The 15,102-nt window shown below is 35.2% G+C and carries 14 protein-coding genes and 2 tRNA genes; 8 read left to right on the forward strand and 8 right to left on the reverse strand.

Annotated features, from left to right (window positions below; genetic code table 11):
* Positions 1-178: 178 nt before the first annotated feature.
* Both mfd and E0Z07_RS05770 read right to left on the reverse strand, forming a co-directional pair.
* Positions 179-3,541, reverse strand: a complete 3,363-nt coding sequence (mfd, locus tag E0Z07_RS05765) for a transcription-repair coupling factor (protein WP_131540446.1) — start codon at positions 3,539-3,541, stop codon at positions 179-181.
* Between the two features lie 3 nt (positions 3,542-3,544).
* Entirely contained in the window at positions 3,545-4,144 is a 600-nt protein-coding gene (locus E0Z07_RS05770) for a hypothetical protein (protein WP_131540447.1), read from the reverse strand.
* A 165-nt stretch (positions 4,145-4,309) separates the two neighbouring features.
* On the opposite strand from E0Z07_RS05770, the gene E0Z07_RS05775 reads away from it, so the two are divergent.
* On the forward strand, positions 4,310-5,263 hold the full coding sequence (locus E0Z07_RS05775) for an NAD-dependent epimerase/dehydratase family protein (protein ID WP_073143943.1): 954 nt from the start codon (positions 4,310-4,312) through the stop codon (positions 5,261-5,263).
* Positions 5,264-5,318: 55 nt separating this feature from the next.
* Here E0Z07_RS05775 and E0Z07_RS17995 read toward each other — a convergent pair whose 3' ends face one another.
* Both E0Z07_RS17995 and E0Z07_RS18000 read right to left on the reverse strand, forming a co-directional pair.
* A complete protein-coding gene (locus E0Z07_RS17995; RefSeq protein WP_006257795.1) occupies positions 5,319-5,492 on the reverse strand; it encodes a hypothetical protein in 174 nt (57 codons plus the stop codon).
* A gap of 28 nt (positions 5,493-5,520) precedes the next feature.
* Positions 5,521-5,691 (reverse strand): hypothetical protein, encoded by a 171-nt coding sequence (locus E0Z07_RS18000; RefSeq protein ID WP_165868443.1) that lies wholly within the window; start codon positions 5,689-5,691, stop codon positions 5,521-5,523.
* Positions 5,692-5,815: 124 nt separating this feature from the next.
* Here E0Z07_RS18000 and E0Z07_RS05780 point away from each other — a divergent pair, with 124 nt between their 5' ends.
* The 4 genes from E0Z07_RS05780 (at position 5,816) to E0Z07_RS05795 (ending at position 8,384) form a co-directional block, all read left to right on the forward strand.
* On the forward strand, positions 5,816-7,108 hold the full coding sequence (locus tag E0Z07_RS05780; RefSeq protein ID WP_131540448.1) for an aldehyde dehydrogenase family protein: 1,293 nt from the start codon (positions 5,816-5,818) through the stop codon (positions 7,106-7,108).
* 29 nt (positions 7,109-7,137) lie between these two features.
* Positions 7,138-7,779: a trimeric intracellular cation channel family protein gene (locus tag E0Z07_RS05785; RefSeq protein ID WP_131540449.1), complete on the forward strand. Its 642-nt coding sequence runs from the start codon at positions 7,138-7,140 to the stop codon at positions 7,777-7,779.
* Between the two features lie 85 nt (positions 7,780-7,864).
* Positions 7,865-7,938 (forward strand) — tRNA-Asn (locus E0Z07_RS05790).
* Positions 7,939-8,310: 372 nt separating this feature from the next.
* A tRNA-Asn gene (locus E0Z07_RS05795) sits at positions 8,311-8,384 on the forward strand.
* Between the two features lie 615 nt (positions 8,385-8,999).
* Here E0Z07_RS05795 and E0Z07_RS05800 read toward each other — a convergent pair.
* The gene (locus E0Z07_RS05800; RefSeq protein WP_131540450.1) at positions 9,000-9,434 is read right to left on the reverse strand and encodes a VOC family protein; all 435 of its coding nucleotides are present in this window, start codon (positions 9,432-9,434) and stop codon (positions 9,000-9,002) included.
* 288 nt (positions 9,435-9,722) lie between these two features.
* On the opposite strand from E0Z07_RS05800, the gene E0Z07_RS05805 reads away from it, so the two are divergent.
* Positions 9,723-10,139, forward strand: coding sequence for a CBS domain-containing protein (locus E0Z07_RS05805; RefSeq protein WP_006257790.1), 417 nt, complete (start codon positions 9,723-9,725; stop codon positions 10,137-10,139).
* 164 nt (positions 10,140-10,303) lie between these two features.
* Here E0Z07_RS05805 and E0Z07_RS05810 read toward each other — a convergent pair whose 3' ends face one another.
* Genes E0Z07_RS05810 through panC form a run of 3 tightly spaced genes read right to left on the reverse strand, consistent with a single transcriptional unit; the run spans position 10,304 to position 12,491 of the window.
* Entirely contained in the window at positions 10,304-11,272 is a 969-nt protein-coding gene (locus E0Z07_RS05810) for a lysylphosphatidylglycerol synthase transmembrane domain-containing protein (protein ID WP_131540451.1), read from the reverse strand.
* Positions 11,273-11,279: 7 nt separating this feature from the next.
* Positions 11,280-11,630 (reverse strand): aspartate 1-decarboxylase, encoded by a 351-nt coding sequence (gene panD, locus E0Z07_RS05815; protein ID WP_006257788.1) that lies wholly within the window; start codon positions 11,628-11,630, stop codon positions 11,280-11,282.
* 12 nt (positions 11,631-11,642) lie between these two features.
* A complete protein-coding gene (gene panC / locus E0Z07_RS05820; protein ID WP_131540452.1) occupies positions 11,643-12,491 on the reverse strand; it encodes a pantoate--beta-alanine ligase in 849 nt (282 codons plus the stop codon).
* 110 nt (positions 12,492-12,601) lie between these two features.
* Here panC and E0Z07_RS05825 point away from each other — a divergent pair, with 110 nt between their 5' ends.
* Together E0Z07_RS05825 and E0Z07_RS05830 are read left to right on the forward strand one after the other, a co-directional pair.
* Positions 12,602-13,405: a glycogen/starch synthase gene (locus E0Z07_RS05825; protein ID WP_131540453.1), complete on the forward strand. Its 804-nt coding sequence runs from the start codon at positions 12,602-12,604 to the stop codon at positions 13,403-13,405.
* 51 nt (positions 13,406-13,456) lie between these two features.
* Positions 13,457-15,100 (forward strand): DUF4270 domain-containing protein, encoded by a 1,644-nt coding sequence (locus E0Z07_RS05830; protein WP_131540454.1) that lies wholly within the window; start codon positions 13,457-13,459, stop codon positions 15,098-15,100.
* Positions 15,101-15,102: the final 2 nt, after the last annotated feature.

The raw sequence follows: 15,102 nt of genomic DNA on the forward strand, positions 1-15,102 counted from the left end.
GAGCTTTGCACATTAGTGCAAAGCTCCTTTTTCTTTTATTAAAGAGAGAATTAGCTGTGTACAGTAACTTATTGTATCAGAATAAGATTAATGACTGTAAATGCTTCTATTCGATTTTGATTATAGATTATATAGAAACGCCTGATATTAATACAATATCAGGCGTTATAAGTTTATGTTAAGCTTCAGCTGAATCTAAAAGTTCAATGTATTCTAAACCTTGTTTGATAGACTTTACATTTTTAAAAGTAAGTAAGAGCCTTAATCCATTCTTTGTCTGTTTCTCTTTCATTTCACAGATATTAGAACGGTGTTGAACAAAGATTAGTACCTTTCTAAACTTAGCAGATTGATAGAAGTCTGACTGTTGATCCCCTAAGAAGTAACAAATCATCTTTCCTTGTTTCATCACGATCTTTTCTATTCCCATATTAGCAGCATGCCATTTGATGCGCAAGCTATTTAATAAAGCAATAGCCTGACGTGGCAGTGCGCCGAATCGGTCTATTAATCGTTGTTCATACTGTTGCAAGACTTCTTCATTTGTTATCAAGCTCAGTTCGTTATACAAGTTTAGTCGCTCTGTGATATTATTGATATACTCATCAGGGAACAATATTTCGAAGTCAGTATCTATCTGAGTATCTTTTACGAATACCTTATTTTCTTCTTTATTCTCTTCTTCGTATAGGTCTTTAAACTCGTTTGCCTTAAGTTCTTCGATAGCCTCTTGCATGATCTTTTGATACGTCTCGAATCCTATTTCATTGATGAAACCACTCTGTTCACCTCCTAAGATATCACCAGCCCCTCTGATCTCTAAGTCTTTCATAGCGATGTTTAGACCACTACCTAAGTCGCTAAACTGTTCTAGTGCCTGTATTCTCTTTCTCGCTTCTTCTGTCATAACAGAATAAGGAGGACAAATAAAGTAACAGAATGCTTTTTTATTACTTCGACCTACACGACCTCTCATCTGATGTAAGTCAGATAGCCCGAAGTTATTAGCGTTATTAATTAATATGGTATTGGCATTAGGTACATCTAATCCACTCTCGATAATGGTAGTAGCAACGAGTACATCGAACTCCCCATTCATAAACGCAAGCATTAGTTCTTCTAGCTTTTTACCATCCATCTGACCATGGCCGATACCCACTTTAGCATCAGGGACTAGACGTTGTATCATACCTGCTACTTCTCTAATATTTTCTATACGATTATTGATGAAGTAGACCTGACCACCTCGCTCTATCTCATAAGACACAGCATCTCTAATCACCTCTTCATTAAATCCTACCACATTCGTCTCGATAGGATATCTATTAGGAGGCGGAGTACTTATCACAGATAAGTCACGTGCTGCCATCAGAGAGAACTGTAGTGTACGTGGGATAGGTGTAGCAGTAAGTGTCAGCGTATCTACATTCTCTGATATCGTTTTCAACTTATCTTTTACAGCTACTCCGAATTTTTGTTCTTCATCTATAATTAATAACCCTAGGTCTTTAAACACAATGCCTTTATTCACTAACTGATGTGTACCGATAAGGATATCTATCTTTCCAGCTTCTAGGTCTTTAAGTATCTCTGCTTTTTGTTTAGCAGTTCTAAACCTGTTGATATAAGACACGCGTACAGGCATATCTTTTAGACGTTCTGTGAAAGTCTGATAATGCTGGAAGGCTAGGATAGTCGTAGGGACTAGTACAGCTACTTGTTTGCCATTATCGACCATTTTAAAGGTTGCTCTAATAGCTACTTCAGTCTTCCCGAAGCCTACATCCCCACATACCAAGCGATCCATTGGTCTTTCTTGTTCCATATCCGCCTTTACCTCTTGTGTCGCTTTTAACTGATCAGGAGTGTCTTCATAGATAAACGAACTTTCTAGCTCATGTTGTAAATAGCTATCAGGAGCACATTGGAACCCTTTCTGTAAACGGCGTTTTGCATATAGTTGAATAAGGTTAAAGGCAATGTGCTTTACACGAGCCTTTGTTTTATTCTTCAAGGTTTTCCATGCAGCCGAACCTAATTTATGGATCTTAGGTACAGCCCCATCTTTACCATTGTATTTTGATATTTTGTGTAGAGAGTGAATACTTACATAGACGATATCATTATCAGCATATACTAGCTTGATAGCCTCTTGTGTTTTTCCTTCTACTTGTATTTTTTGTAACCCTCCGAACTTACCGATACCATGATCTATGTGCGTTACGTAATCACCTACCGAAAGAGAGTTTAGCTCTTTTAGTGTGATCGTTTGCTTTTTAGTATACCCATTCTTGATACTAAACTTGTGATAGCGTTCGAAGATTTGATGGTCAGTATAACAGACGATTTGCTTCTCCTCATCGATAAACCCTTCGAAGATTGGCATCACGATCGTCTTGAACGATTGTACTACCTTGTGATTGTCATCTTCTTTAAGAGATTCAAATATATCTTTGAAACGCTTAGCCTGATTCTCATTAGAGCAGAATAGGTAGTTATAGAACCCATTGTCTGTATTGTCATTCAGGTTACGAGCTAGTAAGTCAAACTGTTTGTTAAACGAAGGCTGAGGTTTGATGTGAAACTCAACTGTCTTATTGACATCCATCAGTTTGGTATCATTTAACTCCAGTAGCGTAAATAGCGCTAACTTATGTAAGAAAGATTGTCCGTCTAAGAACATATCTTTTGGTTCCTTGTGCTTTAAATCTTTATTTAGCTTAGAGAAGGTATCTACAGCCCTATCGAATTGACGATCTAGCTGTTCTACTGTCATAGCAGTATGCTGCGTTAGTACAATAGTCTTCTCAGAGATATAGTCTAAGAAACTTTCTCTTACCTCTGCAGAGAACTTGTTCTCTACGTTGGGAATGATAGTGATTTTCTTTTGTTTATCTACAGATAACTGAGTTTCTACGTCGAAGGTACGGATACTATCTATTTCGTCTCCAAAGAACTCTATACGATACGGATTGTCATTAGAGAAAGAGAATACGTCTATAATCCCTCCTCTTACAGAGAACTCTCCCGGTTCAGCTACGAAATCAACTCGTTTAAAATTGTATTCAAACAAAACCTCATTGATATAGTCTATAGATAGTTTATCTCCTTGTTGTACTTTAAGTGTATTCTTTTCTAATACCTTTTTAGTAACCACTTTTTCGAATATAGCCTCTGTATAAGATACAATGATAGCTGGCTTCTTACGAGAACTAATCCTATTCAGTACCTCTGCGCGTAGTAGTACATTAGCATTATCCGTTTCTTCTATCTGATAAGGCTTTCTATAAGAACCTGGATAAAAGAGAACATCAGTTTTATTTACTAGTGTTTCTAAATCGTTTAGGTAATAAGCAGCTTCTTCTTTATCATTAAAGATTAATAGAAAAGGAGCATCAGCTTCTCGGAATAAGGCTTCTATCTGAAATGAGATAGCCGAACCTATTAATCCTTTTAGATATATTTTATTACCTCTAGACTGTAGGTCTTGGAGGAGTTGTTTTGTTTTTGAAGACTCTTGAAAGCGTTGTTTAATATCCATGCTCTATTCGTTTTCTGGTGTTGGATTAGCCCTTCTTTCTTCGTTAATAGCCTCTAGCATTTCAGCTTCACCTTCTTCTTGTGGTAATTTTGCTTTGACAATGTTTTCATCCATCTGAGCTAGAAGTAATCTTAGCGCAGTGTTGGTATGTTTCAGATTTTGATCCAACTTTTCTATACTTATCGGCGTCACTTCTAAGAACATATTTAAGTTATTTAGAGAAGTTTGTAACAGTGCCATTCTAGATTTGATATCCGGCAAATCTAATTCTTTAGGATACTGTTGATAAGTAAGGCTTTGCAGCAATTCTGATAGTCTATTAGCTCTCTTCTGAAAAGCACCTATAGTAGATACAGGTTTTAAACTTACCTCTTGCACAAACTCTTGCCAAGGCTTCCAGTCTTTTAGGATAACGCCTAACTCTGCAGAAGCTGCAGGAACACGTAGATTCCAGTTCTTCGTTAGATAGTCATACACACTATCATTGTGTTGCGCTATTTTTAATTCTTGTTCTTTCACAAATTTCTCCTCGTCTTTACATGAGAATGATATGATAGATACTAAGAATAAAAGAGGTAAAAGTATATATAAATTGCTTTTCATTGTTCTTAAGTTTTAGAGGTCAAATTTACAAAGTTCTGTGCTATTTTATACCACTTAGATTGTCAGATTGTTATATAAGTTATAAAGTTATTGGAATGTTGATGATGAAAATTGATTTGTAAAGGGACTTAAACTATATTTGTGTACTTTTTAAATACACAAACAATGGGAACCAAAATTCTTATAATCGGAGCTTGCGGACAGATAGGTTCTGAGCTAACGCTTAAATTAAGAGATGTTTATGGAAGTGAGAATGTTATCGCTTCTGATATTAGAGAAGGAAATGAAGCTCTTATGAGTTCTGGACCTTTCGAGACATTAAATGCTATGGAGTTTGACGCTGTTGCGGCAGTTATAGAAAAACATCAAGTAGAGGAAGTTTATTTAATGGCTGCATTGTTATCAGCAACTGCAGAGAAAAACCCAGCTTTTGCTTGGGATTTAAATATGAACTCGTTGTTCCACGTATTAAACCTTGCTAAAGAAGGTAAAATTAAAAAGATATTCTGGCCATCATCAATAGCTGTTTTTGGACCTACTACACCTAGACATAACACACCTCAGTACACTGTGATGGAGCCAAGTACAGTGTATGGTATTTCTAAGCAGACAGGAGAGCGCTGGTGTGAGTACTACTATAACAAATTTGGAGTAGATGTACGCAGTATCCGTTACCCTGGGTTAATCTCTTGGACTACACCTCCAGGTGGTGGTACTACAGACTACGCAGTAGACATTTTCTATAAGGCGATCGAGGATAAGCACTATAACTGTTTCTTATCTGAGGGATCAGCTCTTCCGATGATGTATATGGAAGACGCACTGAATGCAACTGTAGGTATTATGCAAGCGAAGAAAGAAGATGTGAAGATTCGTTCTTCTTATAATTTAGGAGGTATCTCATTCACGCCAGAAGAGATAGCAGCTGAGATTACGAAGCATATCCCTGACTTTACGATAGAGTATAATCCAGACTTTAGACAGGCTATCGCTGATAGCTGGCCAGCGAGTATAGATGATACTTCTGCACAGCAAGACTGGGGATGGAATCATAAGTATGACTTATCTTCTATGACAGAAGTAATGTTAGAAAACTTGACAAGAGAATTAAAGAAATAAACTTTTAAATATTCTGAAGAAGGGCTGTCTCATTGCAAAAAGAGACAGCCCTTATTTATTTGCGTAGTTTTTTAAAGACTAGTTTATACAGTGGTACTACTACGATGACTAGCGATATTATAGCTAATGCTAAGATAACGCTACTACTGATAGCTGTCATAGAACGAAGTACTATAGTGATTATAAAAAGGAAAGCCCCTAAGAGCAATAACTTTACATTTTTATCCATCTTTGTTTTTTTTGACAAAAGTAAAACTTTAGTTTAACTTATTAAATAGATAGATCACTAATGGGCTAATGATCATAACAAAAGATATCAGAAGCACAAAGTAAGCTAACTGAGCGCCTATTACATTTAAGTAAAACAAGGTAAATGACAGGGCAAATAATGCGATGCCGATTAGAAAAATTAGTTGATTTCTACTCATGGTCATTTCATTTTAGGATGATACTAATTTAGTTATTTTAACCGAGTTGTCAAATTTTATCTCGATGCTGAAGGAGGATTGTAAAACAATTATTAATTTTAGAGAAAATGTAAACATTCAAACTATGGACAAAGTAGTAACAGATATTTTAGACAATGCAAACAATGCATTTCTAAATTGGAAGAAACTTAAAGTGAGTGATAGAGTAGCTTATCTTCAGAAAGTTAAGCAGAACCTACTTACTAATGTAGAGGAGTATGGAAAATGTATGACATTGGATATGCATAAACCTATTAAGCAAGCTGTAGCTGAAGCAGAGAAGAGTGTGAGGTTAATAGATTATTATATAGAGCATGGTGAAGAGATTCTAAAAGGGAGAACTATACAGACAGACTGGACAGAGACTTATACGGTGAATGATCCTTTAGGTGTCATTTTAGGAGTGATGCCTTGGAATTTCCCTTTCTGGCAAGTGTTTAGATTTGCTATTCCGACTTTATTAGCGGGTAATACTGTAGTCGTGAAGCATGCAAGTAATGTACCTCTTAGTGCCAAGGCATTAGAAGACTGCTTTAGAGTAGAGGGGTATGAGCAAGTGTACTTTAATATAACTGTACCAGGTAGAGAAGTAGATGCGATCATAGAATCACCTATTATCAAGGGGGTATCTCTTACGGGGAGTGAGTCAGCAGGTAGTTCTGTAGGGAAGAAAGCAGGAGAATTAATTAAACCTACTGTATTAGAATTAGGAGGAAGTAATGCCTTTATCGTAAGAGAAGATGTGGATATAGACGCTCTTATTCCCACGGCTATCAATGCTAGATTTCAGAATACTGGGCAGAGCTGTATAGCAGGAAAGCGATTTTTGATCCACAATGCTATTATTAAAGAATTTACAGATAAGTTTGTAGCAGCAGTTAGAGAGATTAAATTCGGTGATTTAATGGATCATAATACAGGTATCGGATTGATGGCTAGAGAAGATTTAGCGATAGAACTAGAGACTATTATGAATGATTCTGTACAGATGGGAGCGAAGATAGTAGTAGGCGGTAAGCGCGATGGAGCGAAGTTCGAGCCAACTGTGATTACAGATGTCACATCAGATATGCCTGCATTTAAGCTAGAGACTTTTGGACCACTAGCGGTTATCGTAGGATATGATACATTCGATGAAGCAGTAGAGATGAGTAACGATTCTCGCTTCGGACTAGGTGTAGCGATGTTTAGTAAAGATGTAGAATTCTTAAAATCTAAGGTTCACGAGTTCGACGAAGGAGCTGTATTTATAAACGAGATGGTAATCTCTGATCCTAGAGTACCATTCGGGGGGAATAAGTTCTCTGGAATAGGAAGAGAAATGGCAGAAGAAGGATTATTATCATTCGTAAATAAGAAGTCAGTGGTAATTAAATAAGGCGGTTTTTATACATATATTGTCGTGTTATGCTAGATAAATTTATTGATTTTTGGACTACAATACACTTTGTAGACATTATTGAGTTCTTCGGGACTTGTGCATTTGCTATTTCAGGTATTCGTATGGCATCAGCGAAGAGCCTAGATTGGTTTGGTGCTTTAGTAGTAGGATTTGTCACTGCTACAGGTGGTGGTACTCTACGTGATTTACTACTGGGAGTTACGCCATTCTGGATGTTGAATAGTGTGTATGTATGGTGTACTGTACTAGCATTATTCTTTGTGGTAGTCTTTAGAAAACAATTAGTGCATCTAAACAATACCTTCTTATGGTTTGACAGTATAGGTCTAGGCTTATTTGTTGTTGTAGGTACAGAGAAGACCATGTCTCTGGGGTATCCGTTTTGGGTAGTAGTGATTATGGCTACTATTACAGGAGTAGTAGGAGGTATCGTTAGAGATATCATGATTAATGAGATTCCAGCTATTTTTAAACAAGAGTGGTATGCACTGACCTGTATATTCGGGGTGATGATATACTATTTGCTAGATTATTTCAGTGTGGGTATCATTTTTTCACAAATATTCTGTGCTGCATCTGTATTTGTAATACGCTTAATAGCAAACCGTTATAAACTGGGGCTTCCCACCTTAAAAAGTGAAGAATAAAAAAGTTTTATTTTTTTAAATTAATTATTTGCAGATACTAAAAATCGTTATATATTTGCACCGCAATAAAGGTAAAATATAACCTTCCTCCTTAGCTCAGTTGGTTAGAGCATCTGACTGTTAATCAGAGGGTCCTTGGTTCGAGCCCAAGAGGGGGAGCAAAACAAAAGCCAGTCTTATGACTGGCTTTTTTATTTTGAATCTATTTATATTTTTACTGTCTACTATTAGTATACTTTTTAATTAGATTTAGCACCTGAATTTTTTAGCGATATCAGAATAGTCTAATCAATTTGTGCTGAGATTACGTTAGAGGCTTTTTATAAGCTATAAAAAGAGTGATAAGTAGTATTTAGAATCAGTAGCGTTATTTTTTTTAAAAAAAAGTAATACTACTTCTATCTCATAATCAGATAGTTTTAATTATAGGCTAATTTTTTTTGACATAAAATGCTCAAAAAGCCTATAAACATTGAGATATTTGATTAAAAATGTATATATTTGCAGTGCAATAAAGGTAAAATATAACCTTCCTCCTTAGCTCAGTTGGTTAGAGCATCTGACTGTTAATCAGAGGGTCCTTGGTTCGAGCCCAAGAGGGGGAGCAAAACAAAAGCCAGTCTTATGACTGGCTTTTTTATTTGATATCTCTCTCATTTGTGTCTTGAGGGGTGTTACATACATGTATTCTTTTATCTGTTCGTATTCTAGGACATGACCTTTTCTTTGTTTTGTATTTTATTGATATAAAACTTATTATCTCTTTACTTCCAAATTTTTAAAACAATTAATAATTGCTTACTATATGCTAGAGCTAGTATATTTTGTTCTTTTTACAGAAGTGATCGCATAGTGGTCGCATAGTGATTGGATAGTGATCGCATAAAAAAAGGCAAAAAGTATGCGACCACTATGCTACTACTTTTCTATCACAAGCTGAGCATCTAAAAAATGAATTAAAAATCAGCAATAAAAAGAGCGATATGCTTGGTCTCAGTTGACTAGAGGATGATATAAGGTGTCTAAGGGGGATAAAAAGAAAATCCCCTTATAAATCTGCTTATTAGGGGATTGATAGTTGTGTAGTGTCTACAACAGCAATGCTGGATAACAATAGTTAGTTATATTGTAGGCTAGTCTTCTATGAGCTGGGGTAATTAAAAAAAAAATCCCAATAGAAGGTTAGTATTGATAAGGTGTAGTCCTAGTTAAAGATTGCATTAGTACTGCGCGTTTTTACTGAAGTTGACCATCCATTGGATGCCAAATTTGTCTAATACCATTCCGAAATAGTCACCCCAAAACATGTCTTCTATCGGCATAATTACCGTGCCTCCTGCTGCTATCTTAACGAATAGATCATCAGCTTCTGCTTGGCTATCTGTAGATATTGATATAGAGAAATTGTTCCCTTGTACTACAGGTGTTGGATCGGCAGATGAAGTATCACTACCCATTAGTATAGACTTGCCGATAGGAAGTGAGACGTGCATGATTTTGTTTTTGTCTTCTTCGGATACTACAAATTCTGGACTATCGGGGATACTATCGAATCTAACGAGGTAAGTATATTCTCCTCCAAATACAGATTTATAAAAATTAAATGCTTCTTCACAATTGCCATCGAAGGTTAGATAAGTGTTCGTTGTTGCCATAGATATATTGTTTAAGTGGTTAATTATGAAGCAATTTAGGTAAAAATCAGGTTTTTGGATAAACTGATTTGAGATAAATTATCACAATTTTCATTTTTTGAGTATTGGCAAGGGATTGAAGAATTTTTGGGATATGATATATTCACTAATGGTGAATAATGTATTCTAAAAATACGATTATGCTATATAAATTACGACATTATTATTTAGTAAAACCTGCTTTTTATCATGTATTATGAGATATGTAAGTGCAATCTTTGTATTAGAACAATAAAACACTATAGCACTATGAAACAAAGAGTACCAGTATCTCAGATTATGTCTAAAGCACTTATAGCTGTGCCAACGAATAAAAAGTTAAGTGAAGTAAATCAGTTATTAGTAGAATATAATATTAGACATATCCCTGTTATAGAAGCAGAGAATGTAGTGGGAATCATCAGTAGCAACGATATCCTAAAAATAGGATATGGTGCAAATGATTTAGACCAAAGTGCATTAGACGCTATTTATGACGCTTATAAGTTAGAAGATGTAATGACGAAGAACCCAATCGTGGTGATGGATGATACTAATATCAAAGATGTGGCAGAGATCTTCTCTAAACAACAGTTTCACTCTCTTCCGGTAGTAGATAAGGATAATGTACTACAAGGAATAGTGACAACTACAGATATGATCAATTACTTGATAGCACAATATTAAAACAACAAAACAGATCCCCACAAAGTAACCTATAAAGAGATAATGATTTATAACTGATAGCGCTGTTTATACCGTCATTATACCAATTTACTGGTTTGTACTATTAAAGAGTGCCTGTCTAATTTTTTAGATAGGTACTTTTTTTATGATGAGGTAGTGTGAGATTAGTTCTTCTTTTGGTTATAGTACAGGGGTAATACTAAAAATGATAGTGCTCCAAATATGACCACAATTGCTGTCTGAGTAGTCCATAATATCCATCCAAAGGCTGTTCCTGCAACAGTGGAGATGCTATAGATAGATAATAGTTCTGCAATAATCAAGGGAAATGCTCCAAACCCGCCATTGGTAAAAGATACAGCAAAACTACCTGCTACAAAGGCTGACATAACGATAGGTATGCTGAGCGAACTAGTGGCTTCTATGGCATGTGTACCGAAGTAGAATGTGGCGATATAACCAAACCAAATAAGAAAAGTGTGAAATAAGAAGCCAACTTTATAAGGCATCTTAAAAATGCTACTGACTCCCTCTGTAAGTCCTTTGATTTTATTTTTAATAAATAGAATCACTTTCCATTTACTGTAATAGAACAGGGCGATAGTAGCTATTAGCCCAATCACAGCGATGATGGCTAATATACTAAGTTTCTCTACTGGAACCTTGGCTAATAAGAAGTCTTTTAGTACTTCATACTGTAAAATTAGGGCTAAAAATACGCAAAGCAATAAACAGACAAGGTCAATGATGCGTTCTGAAACGATAGATCCAAAGCCTTTGTCAAAAGGGACTTTCTCATATTTTTGTAATACGATTGCTCTAGATACTTCTCCTGATCTAGGAACCGTTAGGTTTAGAAGATAACCGATAGAGATAGCCATAAAGTTAGTGAAAGTGGATACAGGATATCCCATATAACGCAAGGCATACTTCCATCTATAAGCACGTGCCCATAGACTTAAAATAGAAAAGAAAGAGGAGATGATAATGTAATTATAATTAGCATCTCTAAACTGAGATTTCATCTCCTCTATCTGATCTTCAGTAAATTGATTATAGGCGTAATAAACCAAAAAAACTCCCAACGCAAGTGGGAGTAATATATTCAATAATTTACTGATATTTTTTTTCAATAAGAGGCTATGTTAAGGTGTTGGTCTCTTCATTAGGGAACACGATAGAAGGCTTGAATGTCTTCGCTTCTTCGAAATCCATAATTCCATAAGTAATAATGATAATGATATCCCCTTTGTGTACTTTACGTGCAGCAGGACCATTTAAGCAGATTTCTCCACTGTTACGAGGGCCAGGGATAGCATAAGTTTCAAAACGTTCTCCATTGTTAATATTAACAATCGAAACTTTTTCTCCTTCTATGATGTTAGAAGCTTCCATTAAAACTTCGTCAATCGTAATACTTCCGATGTAGTGTAGGTCTGCTCCAGTTACAGTTACACGGTGAATTTTTGATTTTACTACTTCAACTTGCATTTCGCGTGAGTTTTAGTTAAAAGATATATTGTCAATTAGTCGAATGCCTTCAATATGAGCTACTAAGAAGCCTCTGTATCTACGACCTTCATCTTTAGATGTGGCTGTTTTTAGAGTTTCCTCTTCGGCTATAGTGAAGTATTCGAGTTCAAAGTTAGGATTATTTTTAAATTCATTCTCAACAAAAGCGTTAACTTTAGAAATACTTTCACTTTTGAATAAATCCTTGGCTTTCAACAGTACTTGATATAAGAAAGTTGATTTTTTTAATCCTTCTGTAGATACTCGTTCATTACGAGAGCTCATGGCTAATCCGTCCGTAGCTCTGAAGATAGGCACTCCGATAACCTGTACAGGTATATGAAGTTTGTCTACCATCTTGCGGATGATCTGCAATTGTTGGAAATCTTTTTCTCCAAAATAAGCTTTGTTAGGCGTAACAAGCTCAAAAAGTTTACTCACGATAGTTCCTACTCCATCAAAATGGCCAGGGCGCGAAGCACCTTCCATTTCGTTTTCTAGTCCATCAAAATCAAATGATTGGGCTACAGTATTTCCACCGTAAATCTCATCAACAGACGGTGCAAATATTACAATTTGTTCAGAAAGAGACTTTATAATCTCCTGATCTCTTTCTAAAGTACGAGGGTATTTTTCTAAATCCTCCGCATTGTTAAATTGCGTAGGATTAACGAAAATACTGACTACAGTACATTCATTTTCATTTAATGATTGTTCCATTAATGAAAGGTGCCCATTGTGTATGGCCCCCATTGTTGGTACAAGACCAATTGCCTTATTAGCGTCGCGAAATGGTTTTAAATACGCTTGTAATTCGGCTTTTGTACTAAAAAGAAACATTAGCTTCGTGTTTAAAATAATGGCAAAATTAGTTATTTAGAAAATAACTGCATAAATTTTTGTAAATTTGCAATGTTTATTTGTTTCAAACACAGAAATTATAATTGAAGATGAAAGAAAAGAGGATATTATATGTATCATCTGAAGTGGTACCTTATTTAGCAGAAAATGAAGTTTCATTAATGTCTTATGATGCTCCAAAAATGATTAACGATCAAGGAGGACAGATAAGAATTTTTATGCCTAGATACGGTAGCATAAATGAAAGAAGACATCAATTACACGAAGTTATTAGATTGTCAGGTATGAATCTAGTCGTAAATGATATGGATATGCCATTAATCATTAAGGTAGCTTCTATCCCGAAAGAGCGTATCCAAGTTTACTTTATAGATAATGACGAGTATTTTAAAAGAAAATCTACTTTCTCAGATGAGGATGGAACACTATATCCTGATAATGATGAAAGAGCTATCTTCTTTACAAAGGGTGTAATCGAAACCGTTAAGAAACTTAACTGGGTTCCTGATGTTATACATGTACAAGGTTGGATGGCATCATTGTTACCAACTTATTTAAAACATTATTATAAAGACGAAGCTATTTTCTCAGATACAAAAGTAGTTACTTCTATTTTTGGTGAAGGCTTTAGTGGTGTTTTAGATGCTACTATGAAAGAAAAGATTGCATTCGATGGCTTGCCAGAAGACGTAGTGAATGACTTCGAGAATCCTACTTATGAGAATATAATGATTAATGCTATCAAGAATTCGGATGGTGTTATCGTTGCTTCAGAAGAGGTAAGTTCAAATTTAACAAAATTTATAGAGTCTTCTGAAAAACCTTTTTTACCTTTCGTAGCTAAAGATGAGTTTGCTAAAGCTTATACTGAATTTTATCAGAAGTTTTTTTAATAACTATATCAGAATAGAATAGTAATAACCCAAATAGATTGGATTGACTAGATGAACCAAAAGAATATATTAAAAGGAATATCTCTTGTATTAGGCTTTATGGCCTTACAAGCTTGTGAAAGTGATTTTACAGAAACGGGAAGCGATATAATAGGAGGAGGAAACTTCGATATCGAATCGTATAACGTAAAGGATATAAAAGCTTATAACCAAGCTTATGGTGCAGTAGATGGAAGTAGATTAGGAGAAGTCCCTTTTGGGTATTTAGACAATGGATTGTTTGGTGCTACTAGTAGTGATTTAGTTGTTCAGTTAGCTAATGCTACATCAACTGTAGGAGATATTGGCGAAAATGTAAAGGTAGACTCTGTATATGTGTATATACCATACTTTTCTCAATTTGATAAAGTTGACGATAAAGTTAATTACTATAAACTTAAGAACGTATACGGTGAGGGATCTCTAGACTTAAAAGTATATCAGAATAACTATCACCTAATGGATGTGGACTTAACAGATGGTTCTGCATCAAAATATTATACTGACCAGACAGCTGCTTTAATCGATAAGAACAAGATTAATACACAGTTAAACACTTCAGGACTATCTTCTCAGAATACTAATTTTGTCTTTGCAAATAGAGAAATTGTTATCTATAAAACAGATGAAAAGGGTAATCCACTTAAAGATCCAAATACAGGAGATAATGAAATAAAAGAACGTCTTATCCCTGGGATGTGGTTAGACCTAGATAAGCAATACTTTGAAAAATTCATTAATGATAATAAAACTAAGTTATCAGAGACTAATGGATTCAGTGAGTTGTTTAAAGGACTGTATTTTAAAACTGAAGGAAACGGAAGTAAAGGTGCTGCTGGACTATTAGATATTGCTAAAGGTAAAATAGTAGTTATATTCAAAGTTGATAAGAAGACAACAGGTGAGGATGGGAAAGAAGAGACTACACGCGAAAGAAAAGAAATCACTCTTGCCTTAAGTGGTAATACTGTAGGGACTAAGAAATTCAGTGTGAATATGTTTAGTACACTTATGGATGGAACGTATCAATCAGAGCTAAGCAACGCGAATAAAGTTCAAGGTGATCAAAGTCTTTATCTAAAAGGAGGACAAGGTAGCTTAGCAGTTATTGATTTTCTAAAATCTAATAATCTTGAAGAGTTAAAAGCTCTTAAGGAGAAAGATGCATTATTGAATGAAGCATATTTAACTATCTATGTGGATAAGGAACGTATGCAAGGGCAACCTATTCCTGAGCGTCTATTCTTATATGATTATGATAATAGTATTGCACTGTCAGACTTTGCAAATGATGCTGTAAGTACATCTCAGTATATTAAACAAGGGTATAATGGTATCTTCGTAAAAGAGGACAAAGAGAATAATAAAGAAGGGTATTACTATAAGTTCAAAATCACTGACCACATTAGAGGTCTTCTGAAAAGTAAAAATGATGTGAGCCCTAAATTAGCGTTGACTGTTGCAAATAATTTTGCTGTAGGAGGATACACTAATCAAAAATTGAAAAACGAAATAAACAACGAACCTACTAACGTGAATGTTGTGCCTGCTTACGCTGTTAGCTGTCCATTAGGAGTTGTACTTCATGGAGCTAATACTACACAGGACAATAAGAAGATGAAGTTAGAGATTTTTTATACTAAAGCTAAAAAGTAAAC

The organism is Myroides odoratimimus, from assembly GCF_004337635.1.
Taxonomy (GTDB): Bacteria; Bacteroidota; Bacteroidia; order Flavobacteriales; family Flavobacteriaceae; genus Flavobacterium; species Flavobacterium odoratimimum.

Bases quoted from the DNA above. Each gene is read 5' to 3' on its own strand.
- panD (WP_006257788.1), bottom strand. From the start codon at position 11,630: ATGCAAGTTGAAGTAGTAAAATCAAAAATTCACCGTGTAACTGTAACT.
- panC (WP_131540452.1), bottom strand. From the start codon at position 12,491: ATGTTTCTTTTTAGTACAAAAGCCGAATTACAAGCGTATTTAAAACCA.
- E0Z07_RS05770 (WP_131540447.1), bottom strand. From the start codon at position 4,144: ATGAAAAGCAATTTATATATACTTTTACCTCTTTTATTCTTAGTATCT.
- E0Z07_RS17995 (WP_006257795.1), bottom strand. From the start codon at position 5,492: ATGGATAAAAATGTAAAGTTATTGCTCTTAGGGGCTTTCCTTTTTATA.
- E0Z07_RS05775 (WP_073143943.1), top strand. From the start codon at position 4,310: ATGGGAACCAAAATTCTTATAATCGGAGCTTGCGGACAGATAGGTTCT.
- E0Z07_RS05825 (WP_131540453.1), top strand. From the start codon at position 12,602: ATGAAAGAAAAGAGGATATTATATGTATCATCTGAAGTGGTACCTTAT.
- E0Z07_RS05780 (WP_131540448.1), top strand. From the start codon at position 5,816: ATGGACAAAGTAGTAACAGATATTTTAGACAATGCAAACAATGCATTT.
- E0Z07_RS05785 (WP_131540449.1), top strand. From the start codon at position 7,138: ATGCTAGATAAATTTATTGATTTTTGGACTACAATACACTTTGTAGAC.
- E0Z07_RS05800 (WP_131540450.1), bottom strand. From the start codon at position 9,434: ATGGCAACAACGAACACTTATCTAACCTTCGATGGCAATTGTGAAGAA.
- E0Z07_RS18000 (WP_165868443.1), bottom strand. From the start codon at position 5,691: ATGAGTAGAAATCAACTAATTTTTCTAATCGGCATCGCATTATTTGCC.
- E0Z07_RS05805 (WP_006257790.1), top strand. From the start codon at position 9,723: ATGAAACAAAGAGTACCAGTATCTCAGATTATGTCTAAAGCACTTATA.
- mfd (WP_131540446.1), bottom strand. From the start codon at position 3,541: ATGGATATTAAACAACGCTTTCAAGAGTCTTCAAAAACAAAACAACTC.
- E0Z07_RS05830 (WP_131540454.1), top strand. From the start codon at position 13,457: ATGAACCAAAAGAATATATTAAAAGGAATATCTCTTGTATTAGGCTTT.